Source organism: Sphaerisporangium sp. NPDC049002 (genome assembly GCF_040649355.1).
Classification (GTDB): Bacteria; Actinomycetota; Actinomycetes; order Streptosporangiales; family Streptosporangiaceae; genus Sphaerisporangium.
In genome coordinates, this window is the sequence record NZ_JBEZFH010000263.1 from 1 (window position 1) to 9,247 (window position 9,247).

General features: G+C 72.9%; 11 protein-coding genes. 1 reads left to right on the forward strand and 10 read right to left on the reverse strand.

Features of this window, described 5'->3' with window-relative positions; all coding sequences use genetic code 11:
• Window positions 1–353: 353 nt before the first annotated feature.
• From AB0B89_RS32440 to AB0B89_RS32485, 10 genes are all read right to left on the reverse strand, one after another.
• Window positions 354–995, reverse strand: a complete 642-nt coding sequence (locus AB0B89_RS32440) for a helix-turn-helix domain-containing protein (protein ID WP_358560402.1) — start codon at window positions 993–995, stop codon at window positions 354–356.
• Window positions 996–1,210: 215 nt separating this feature from the next.
• Window positions 1,211–2,851 carry a phosphoenolpyruvate--protein phosphotransferase gene (gene ptsP, locus AB0B89_RS32445; RefSeq protein ID WP_358560404.1) on the reverse strand — a complete coding sequence of 547 codons (1,641 nt, stop codon included), beginning with the start codon at window positions 2,849–2,851 and terminating at the stop codon, window positions 1,211–1,213.
• Complete coding sequence (locus AB0B89_RS32450) at window positions 2,844–3,128, reverse strand: HPr family phosphocarrier protein (protein ID WP_358560406.1); 285 nt, start codon at window positions 3,126–3,128, stop codon at window positions 2,844–2,846. The genes ptsP and AB0B89_RS32450 overlap by 8 nt, the downstream gene beginning before the upstream one ends.
• 12 nt (window positions 3,129–3,140) lie before the next feature.
• Window positions 3,141–4,181: a zinc-dependent dehydrogenase gene (locus tag AB0B89_RS32455; protein ID WP_358560407.1), complete on the reverse strand. Its 1,041-nt coding sequence runs from the start codon at window positions 4,179–4,181 to the stop codon at window positions 3,141–3,143.
• Window positions 4,178–4,681, reverse strand: coding sequence for a PTS sugar transporter subunit IIA (locus AB0B89_RS32460; RefSeq protein ID WP_358560409.1), 504 nt, complete (start codon window positions 4,679–4,681; stop codon window positions 4,178–4,180). The genes AB0B89_RS32455 and AB0B89_RS32460 overlap by 4 nt, the downstream gene beginning before the upstream one ends.
• The gene (locus AB0B89_RS32465) at window positions 4,674–4,982 is read right to left on the reverse strand and encodes a PTS lactose transporter subunit IIB (RefSeq protein WP_358560411.1); all 309 of its coding nucleotides are present in this window, start codon (window positions 4,980–4,982) and stop codon (window positions 4,674–4,676) included. Before AB0B89_RS32465 ends, AB0B89_RS32460 begins: the two co-directional genes overlap by 8 nt.
• Window positions 4,983–4,986: 4 nt before the next feature.
• The gene (locus tag AB0B89_RS32470) at window positions 4,987–6,180 is read right to left on the reverse strand and encodes a PTS mannitol transporter subunit IICB (protein WP_358560413.1); all 1,194 of its coding nucleotides are present in this window, start codon (window positions 6,178–6,180) and stop codon (window positions 4,987–4,989) included.
• Window positions 6,181–6,240: 60 nt separating this feature from the next.
• Window positions 6,241–7,182: a 1-phosphofructokinase gene (pfkB, locus tag AB0B89_RS32475; RefSeq protein WP_358560415.1), complete on the reverse strand. Its 942-nt coding sequence runs from the start codon at window positions 7,180–7,182 to the stop codon at window positions 6,241–6,243.
• Entirely contained in the window at window positions 7,179–7,940 is a 762-nt protein-coding gene (locus AB0B89_RS32480; RefSeq protein WP_358560417.1) for a DeoR/GlpR family DNA-binding transcription regulator, read from the reverse strand. Before AB0B89_RS32480 ends, pfkB begins: the two co-directional genes overlap by 4 nt.
• A 205-nt stretch (window positions 7,941–8,145) precedes the next feature.
• Complete coding sequence (locus AB0B89_RS32485; RefSeq protein ID WP_358560419.1) at window positions 8,146–8,781, reverse strand: hypothetical protein; 636 nt, start codon at window positions 8,779–8,781, stop codon at window positions 8,146–8,148.
• Window positions 8,782–8,954: 173 nt separating this feature from the next.
• On the opposite strand from AB0B89_RS32485, the gene AB0B89_RS32490 reads away from it, so the two are divergent.
• On the forward strand, window positions 8,955–9,247 hold a 293-nt coding region (locus tag AB0B89_RS32490), incomplete at its 3' end, for a BadF/BadG/BcrA/BcrD ATPase family protein (protein ID WP_358560421.1).

Genomic DNA, 9,247 nt, shown 5'->3' on the forward strand with positions numbered 1-9,247 from the left:
AGACGCGATCAACGAGAAGAAGAACAGCGGCCAGGCCAAGGAGTCGCTGGAGGTCGTGGACGTGGCCCAGCTCCTCATCACCTCGGTCAAGGGCCGGGCCTGAGGTTCGGCCGCCGAGGAGTTCGGCCGTTCAAGATCGTTTGACGGTGCTGGGGCGATACCAGCAGGCGGGTTGATCGCGTGGACAGACAGCCATGGGGCCTTTGGCCAGGCTCCTACAAGGTCACGCGCCGCGTCCGGTGAGTGCAGGTGGAACGCCACCCGGGCAGGGGCGACAGATCCCGTTGAGGAGCCCGCGGTCGGTCGGCCGCTGGGTCAGACCCGCCGGGAGGCGCCCACCTACATCCTCACGGTCAGTCGTCGGACCGGTGGTTGCCCTCCGAAGGCACGTTCGTGAGCCGCGCGAAGACGTCGATGGCCCGGGCCACCAGCTCCTCGGCCTCCTCGCGGGTCGCGCAGGCGGCCACCTCACGGCAGATTCCGCCCATGGCGTCGGTGACGATCGCGACCATCGCGCGGACGCCCAGCGCGTCGTCCTGCCCCAGCAGATTCGGGCTCTCCCGCAGCAGGGCGGCGTTCTGCCGGAACCAGTCCTGGTTGATGCGGCGCATCCGCAGCCCGAACCCGGGAGGCGTGTCGCCGTCGGCGACCAGTCGCACCACGTCGCGATGCTCCCAGGCGCCCAGAAGGTAGGCCCGCGTCCCGGCCAGGAACAGGCGCAGCCCGTTGGTGACCCCGGCGGCGCGCACGGCCACGACCGTCTCGCGCGCACGCGCCTCCTGGCTGCGCTGGTACCTCAGCCAGATGGCGAGGTAGATATTGGTCTTGCTCCCGTAGTGATAGTACAGAGAGCCCACGCTCATGCCCGCGCGCTCGGTGATGTCACTCACGGTCGTCGCCGAGAAGCCCTTCTTGACGAAGAGCTCACGTGCGGCGTCCGCCAAGCCCTGGGCGGCGTCCGTCTGCAACCGCGGGTCGTCCAGATCGATCGTCACCTCGGTCTCCTCGACCACCCGGGGCGACGTGCCCTGCTTTCTGGGCCTCGTTCCGGCCTTCACCATGTGCTCTCCGATCCAGGTCGGCGGCCGCGTTGACGACCGATCGGCTCACGCCGAGAGGTCTGAATGAGATTCAGTCTAAGGCAACCACCCGGCCCGATGGAGGCGCTTGTCGCGATCCGGTCGCGGTGAGGCGCACCCGGCTTGGCGGGTCAGGCCTCGCTGACCGCCTTCCTGGCCTGGGCGGGGTCCCCGGCCGCCAGCGCGAGCCGGGCGTGCTCCTCGCACGCGGCCATCGAGTGGCGGCCCAGCGCCTCGCGTACGGCCGGCACGCTCGGGGCGGCCATCGACAGGCTGCCGACCCCGAGCCCCACCAGGACGGTGGCGAGGAGCGGGTCGGCCGCGGCCTCGCCGCACACGCCCACGGGCTTGGACGCCTGCCGCCCCGCCTCGCCGCACATGGCGATCAGCCGGAGCAGGCCGGGCTGCCAGGGGTCGAGCAGGTCGGCGAGGTCGCCGTGCTGCCGGTCGGCGGCGAAGGCGTACTGCCCGAGGTCGTTGGTGCCGATGCTGAGGAAGTCGACCTCCTCCAGCAGGCGCCGGGCGTGCAGCGCGGCGGCGGGCACCTCGACCATCACCCCGACGTGGCTCAGGCCGCGCGCGCGGGCACGCTCGGCGAAGCCGGCGGCCTCGCCCACGGTGCTCACCATGGGCGCCATCACCCAGGTCTCGGCGCCGCTCTCGCGGCCGGCGTGCGCGATGGCGTCGAGCTGGACGTCCAGGATCTCCGGCTGGATCCTGCTGGTGCGCAGCCCCCGCACGCCCAGTGCGGGGTTCGGCTCGTCGGGCAGGCGCAGGAACGGCAGGGGCTTGTCCGAGCCCGCGTCCAGGGTGCGGATCACCACCCGCCTTCCCGGCATCGCCCGGAGCACCGCCGTGTAGGCGGCCACCTGCTCCTCGAAGGAGGGGGCGGCGCGGCGGTCCAGGAACAGGAACTCGGTGCGGAACAGGCCGACCCCCTCGGCGTCGCCGGATCCGAGGTCGTGCGCCGAGCCGATGTTGAGCAGCAGCGGCACCGGACGCCCGTCGGCGGTCCGCCCGGGGCCGTGGCCGCCGGCCAGGCGCTCGCGCGCCGCCGCGGCCTCGCGCTGGATCCCCGCGGCCGCGTCCTCCCCCACGCCGACCTCGACCTCGCCGCTCGCCCCGTCGACCGAGATCCACGTCCCGTCGCCGATGTCCGCGGCGCCGCGGCACGCCACCACGGCGGGCAGGCCGAAGGTCCTGGCGAGGATGGCGGTGTGGCTGGTCGGGCCGCCTTTCTCGGTGACGAGCGCGAGCACGGTGCCGGTGTCCAGGTTCGCGGTGTCGGCGGGCGCGAGGTCGTCGGCGATCAGGATGTACGGGTGGCCCGGGTCGGGCACGCCGGGCATGGGCAGGCCCAGTACGGCCGCGACGGCGCGGTTGCGGATGTCGTCCAGGTCGCCCGCCCGGTCGGCGAAGTATCCGCCCGCCGCGAGCAGCGCCTCGCGGTGGTGCGCGCAGGCGGCGTCGACGGCGTGCGCGGCGCCGAGGCCCGAGGCGACCCCCTCCTCGACGGACTCGCGCAGGGCGGGGTCGGCCGCCATGAGGCTCTGCGCTTCCAGGATCTCCCGCGCGTCCGGGTTCGAGGCCTTGGCCGCGTGGCTCTCCAGGTACTGCGCGACGGTGTCCAGGGCGCCGGTCGCGAGGCCGATCTCGCGGACGGCGTCGGTGACCGGGGCGGGAGGCGGCAGTACCGGGGGCCTCGCCATGCGGTGCGCCCGGCCCGCCGCGCGGCCGGGGCTGACCCCGATGCCCCGCACGACCTCAGGCATCGGCGGACTCCTCCGCGTCTAGGTCGCGCGAAAGCAGCTCGGCGAGGGACTCCAACGCCTCCTCCGCCCCCGGGCCGTCGGCCTGCAGGGTCACCTCCGTGCCCTGCCGCGCGCCGAGGGCCAGCACTCCGAGCATGCTGGTGGCCGGCACGGACGGCTTGTCGGCCGTCCGTACGCGCACGGCGACGCCCTGCCGGGCGGCTGCCTGGACGAAGAGCTTCGCGGGCCTGGCGTGCAGGCCGCTGCGGGAGGCGATGGTGACGGTCTTCTCTGCCATGGCGGGGCTTCCTTAGGGTTCGACGGTGACCTTGATCGCCGTGCCTCGGCTGACGATGTCGATGCCTTCCAGGACCTCCGCGAGCGGGATCCGGTGGGTGATGAGGTCGCTGACCGGCACGGCCCCGGTGGCGATCAGGTCGAGCGCCCTGGCGTTGTGCGCGGGGCTCGACCCGTTGGCGCCGACGATGGTCAGCTCGCGGTAGTGCACGAGGTTGGAGTCGAGCGCGATGATCGGGTCGTCCTTGGGCAGGCCGCCGAAGAAGCTGATCCGGCCCTGGCGCGCGGTCATCTGGAGCGCCTGCTGCTGGGCGGCGCCGGAGGCTGCGGCCGTGATGACCACGTCGGCGCCCCGGCCGCCGGTGAGCTTGAGGACCTCGTCCACGACGTCCGCGTCCCGGCCGCTGATCACCGCGTCCGGCCGTACGCGGTCGGCGGCCATGGTGAGCCGTTCGGGGTTGAGGTCGGCCAGGAAGACCCGCCCGGCCCCGCGCGAGCGGGCGAGCCGCACGTGGAGGCAGCCGATGGGGCCCGCCCCGAGGATGACCACGTCGTCCCCGTCGCCGACGCGGGCCAGCTCCTGCCCGTTGAGCACGCAGGCGAGCGGTTCGGCGACCGAGGCCTCGGCGAAGCCGACGCCGTCGGGGATCCGGTTGAGACCGCCGACGGACAGCACCTTGGCGGGCACGATGGTGTGCTCGGCGAACCCGCCGTCGTAGTGGTAGCCCATCGACTCCTGGTTGGGGCAGACGGTCATCCTGCCCCGCAGGCACTCCTCGCAGCGGCCGCACGGGATGGCGGCGATGACCTGCACCCGGTCGCCCGCCGTCCAGCCCTCGACGCCCTCGCCCACCTCGGCGATCTCACCGGCGATCTCGTGGCCCATGACGCGGGGCGGGCGGATGTGGTGGTGACCGTGCCTGAAGATCTTGACGTCGGTGCCGCAGGTGGAGCAGTTGCGGACGCGGATCTTGACCTCTCCGGGCCCCGGTGAGGGCTCGGGCGCGTCCTCCACGCGGATGTCACCTGGGGCGTGGAAGCGGGCGACCTTCACTCGGGCGTTTCCTCTCTCACGGGCGGCCCGCTCACAGGTTGCGGGGCCGCGTCGTCTTCTTTCACGGGTTGCAGGAGGCGGACCACCTCGTCGACCTCGGTGGCCTCGCGGAGCGCCTTCGCGCGGTCGGGGTCGAGCAGGATCTGCGCCAGCTCGGACAGCAGTTCCACGTGGCCCTCTCCACGGGCGGCGATGCCGATGCACAGCACGACGGGGAACCCGTCCCAGTCGACGCCGCCGGGGAAGCGCACGACGCTGATGGCGTCGTGGTGGACGGCGTCCTTGCCGGCGAGCGTGCCGTGCGGGATCGCGACGCCCTCCCCGACGTAGGTCGAGATGGACCGCTCACGGTCGATCATCGTGCCGATGTAGGACTCGTCGACGGCGCCCACGGCGAGCAGCGCCCGGCCGCACTGCCGGATCGCGTCGTCGCGCGATCCGGCCTCGGCGTCGAGCCGTATGGCCCTCGGGTCCAGCGGCAGCGGCGCCGCGTCAGGCATCGACCGTGCCGCCGTTCTTCATCGTGCCGACGAGTTTGGTGACGGCGGGGTCGCCGATGAAGAGCTGGAACGGCACGAGCACGGTGCCGGGAGCGGAGGCCCTCGCACGGTCGGCCAGCCCCGCGTGGCAGACGATGACGTCGGCGTCGGCGGGGATCGAGTTGACCGGCGTGTGCTCCACCTCGACCGGGAGCCCCTTCAGGGACTTGCGGAGCTGGGTGGCGAGCATGACGCTGCTGCCCATTCCCGCGTCGCAGGCGACCACGATCTTCTTGACGTCCTTGCTGTCGATGCTCGGCATCCGCTCACACCTCTCTGATGACGGGCTGGGCTTGCTTGTCGCCCTCGGTGACGGGCGTGGTGACCCCGCCCGGCTCCACGGCGGAGGCGCCGGACGCGGCCGGGACCGGCTGCTCGGCGGGGGCGTCCGGCGCGGTGGCGGGCTCGTCGCCGTTGGCGCGGCCGAAGCCCAGCAGCGCCGAGGCGACAACGAAGGAGACCGCGGCGGCCACGAGGACACCGGCGAGGACCCCGAAGTAGCCGCCTCTGGGCGTGACCGCCAGGTAGGCGAAGATGCTTCCAGGCGCCGGGGTGGCGACCAGCCCGGCCCCCGTGACCATGAAGGTCAGGACGCCCGACGCGCCGCCCGCGATCACCGCGAGGATCAGGCGGGGCTTCATGAGCACGTACGGGAAGTAGATCTCGTGGATGCCGCCGAGGAACTGGATGATGATCGCGGCGGGCGCGCTGGGGCGCAGGAGCCTCGGGCCGAAGAAGAAGTACGCGAGCAGCAGGCCGAGCCCGGGGCCGGGGTTGGACTCCAGCATGAACAGGATCGACTTGCCGGACTTGACCGCCTCCGCGACGCCCAGCGGGCCGAGGACGCCGTGGTTGATCGCGTTGTTGAGGAAGAGCACCTTGGCCGGCTCGATGAGCACCGAGGCGAGCGGGAGCAGTTCGTGGCCGACCAGCCACGAGACGGCGCGGCCGGCCGCGGTGGTGACCGCCTCGACGACCGGGCCGATGCCCCACATGCCGAGGACCGCCATCCCCGCGCCCACGATGCCGGCGCTGAAGTTGTCCACCAGCATCTCGAACCCGGCCCTGGTCCGCTGCTGGGTGAACCCGTCGACCTGCTTGATGACGAAGGCGGCGAGCGGCCCGATGATCATGGCCCCGAGGAACATCGGGACGTCGGCCCCCACCACGACGCCCATCGTGGCGACCGCGCCGACGACGGCGCCGCGCTGGCCGTGCACCATGCGCCCGCCGGTGTACCCGATCAGGATGGGGAGCAGGGTGCTGATCATCGGCCCGACCAGCTCCGCGAAAGCCTTGTTGGGCAGCCAGCCCGTCGGGATGAACAGGGCGGTGATCAGGCCCCAGGCGATGAAGGCGCCGATGTTGGGCATGATCATGCCGGCGAGGTGACCGCCGAAGCGCTGGATCGTCGCCTTGACGCCGGTTCCGGTAACCGTGGGGGTGTATGTATCGGCCATGTGGTTTGCTCCTTCCGGGGCGGCCGGCGTGGGGCCGGCTGGGGGGTCGAAACGCGCCGTCTAGTCCCCGGGCGTCAACGGCGTGGCTGGATCGGGATCGAGGACGCGGACGTCGCCCCGCTCGATGTCGGCGGGCGACGGCATCCGGCTGCCCGGGAGTGACACCGCGGCCGACGCCCAGGCCAGGGCCTCGACGAGGGCCATCTCGCCGGCGGCTCCCGCGGCGAGGAAACCGGCGAGCATGGCGTCCCCCGCGCCGACGGTGCTGCGCGGCTCGCGCACCGGGCACTGGCCGTACCACACCCGGCCGTCCTCGACGAGGACCGCGCCGTCGGGGCCGAGGCTCGCGAGGACGGACCTCGCGCCGAGGGCCAGCAGCTTGCCCGCCGCGTCGATCGCGTCCCCCAGCGACGCGATCGACGTTCCTGTGGCCTCGGCCAGCTCCTCACGGTTGGGCTTGACCAGCGCGGGCGCCGCGGCCAGCGCCGACACCAGCGCGGGACCGCTGGTGTCGACCGCGACGTTGATGCCCGCCCGCGTGAACCGCCGGCACAGGCGGGCGTACATGTCGACCGGGACGCCCGGCGGGAGGCTCCCGGAGGCGACCACCCAGTCGGCCGACTCCGCCGCGCTGAGCACCGCCTCGGCGACGGCGTCCAGCTCGTCGGCCGAGAGCGCCGTGCCCGGCTCGTTGATCTTGGTGATGGTGCCGTCGGGCTCGGCGAGCGCGACGTTGGACCGGGTGGTCCCGGCGACCGGCACGGTGATCATCTGGATGCCCTCCTCGGAGAGCAGCCTGACGAGCTGGCGCCCCTCGGCCCCTCCGTAGGGGACGACCGCGCACGACCTGACCCGGTTGGCCAGCAGGGCGCGGCACACGTTGACCCCCTTGCCACCGGGGTCGAGGTGGGCCGTCGCGGCGCGGATGACCGTGCCGCGCGCGAGGGTCGCGATCTCGATCGTGCGATCGAGGCTCGGGTTGAGCGTCAGGGTGAGGATCACGCCCGTACCACCTCCGGCCCGGCCTGCGCCACCTCGGACACCGTCGCGGGGTCGAGCCCGGTGTCGGTGATGACCACGTCGATCTCGGACATCGACGCGAACCGGGCGAGGTAGGTGTCGGCGAACTTGGTGTGGTCGGCGAGCAGCACGCTGCGCTTGGCCGCCTTGATCATCGCCCGCTTGATGGCCGCCTCGGCGGGGTCCGGCGTGGTGAGGCCCCTGGCCACCGAGCAGCCGTTCGCCGCCATGAACGCGACGTCCACGTTGAGCCGTGAGAGCGGCCGCATCGCCCAGTCGTCGACGGTGGCCAGCGTGCGCCCCCGTACCCGGCCGCCGAGCATGATCACGTTGAGGTTCGCCCGCGTGGCCAGCACCGTGGCCAGGGGCGGGGAGTTGACGATCACGGTGAGCTCGCGGTCGGCGGGGAGCACCTGCACCAGCCGGCCCGTGGTGGTGCCCGCGTCGATGATGATCGCGCCGTCCTCGGGCAGCTCCGCGACGGCGGCCTTGGCGATGCGCTCCTTCTCGGCCGTCATGACCTCGTCGCGGGTGGCCAGCGCGGGCTCGAAGCCCAGCCGCTCGACCGGGATGGCCCCGCCGTGCACGCGGCGCAACACGCCCGCACGCTCAAGAACAGTCAGGTCGCGGCGGATGGTCTCGGTGGTGACCGAGAACTCCTCGCCCAGCGTCACGACGTCCACCCTGCCGATGGCCCGTGCCCGACGCAGGATGTCCTGCTGCCGCTCCTCGGCGTACATCGTGTTGATTCACCGCCGTTTCAAGTTGGTTTCGTCTTTGTTTATACCCGCCCTTGTTGAGGCGTCAAGGATTTCCGGTCATTCCACCCGCGGCCTCGGCGAGGGCGGGCGCAGACCGGCGAAAGGCGCAGACCAACGAAACAGGCGGTGAACCCCACCGCGGGGAGCGGCACTCCAGGCGCGAGCAGGTGGCCGCGCGACGCCCTCAGACCCCGGAAAGCGCCAGGGTGAGCAGGGCTGTGCCTCCTCCGGCGACGGCCCCGGCGGCGACCTGGGCGATCGTGTGGTGCGCCAGCCGTACGCGGGCCCAGCACACGACCGCGACGACCACCGCACCGGCGACCAGCGTCGGCGTCGCCGGCAGGACGCGGGCGAGCACCAGCACGGTGCCGGCCGACACCGCCGCGTGGAAGGAGATCTTCCACCGCAGGGTCACAGGGACGGTCACCGCGAGGCCCGCCAGCATGGCGGCCACCGTGGCCACCAGCAGGCGCGGGGCCCCGAGGCCCGCCAGCAGCATGAGCGCCGCCAGCACGGCCGCGACCGCCACCAGCAGCGGCACCGTCCTGCGCGAGCGGTCCACGATGTGCCGCGAGTCGAGCCGTCCCGAGCGGACGCCCATGGCGATCACCAGCGCCGGGACGCCGCCGCACAGCAGCGACGCGAGCAGGCCCCACTGGAAGCCGGCCCAGCCGTCGGAGACCAGGCCCACCACCGGCGGCAGCCCGATGACGAGCACCTGCGGGGCGAACAGCTCGGTGACCCATCGCGCGACCCGGTCGGACAGGCCGGAGGCCCCGCTTGCCCCTTCCTCGGCACTCGCCACACGCTGGCCACCCATCGGCACTCCCCCGTCGAGACTTCCCGGAGCTACGCAGACTGCCATACCTGGCCGACCGGGGGACGCCGCGACGCGATCTTCGCCTCACTCCCGCTCGGCCGCCTGGCGTGGAGCCGGTGGCGAAATCCTCCGGCCGCCTATACTTTCGAGGAGATCAGCGTCATGGGAGGGGTATGCGAAACGCCGAGCCCCTGGTCGTCGGCGTGGACGGCGGCGGCACGAGCACGCGCTGCCTGGTCGCCACCCTGAGCGGCGAGATCGTCGCCCGAGGCCGGGCGGGAGGCGCCAACCCCCGCTCCGCCCGCGACCCCGGTGGCAACCTCACCCACGCGCTCACCGAGGCCCTGCTCGGGCTCGGCCCGCGCTTCCACCCGCGCGACGTCGCGGGCGGCGTCTTCGGGCTCGCCGGCGCCCCGGCCGAGGCCCCCCACCAGGGCCCCTCAACGCTCACCTTCACCCCGTTGGA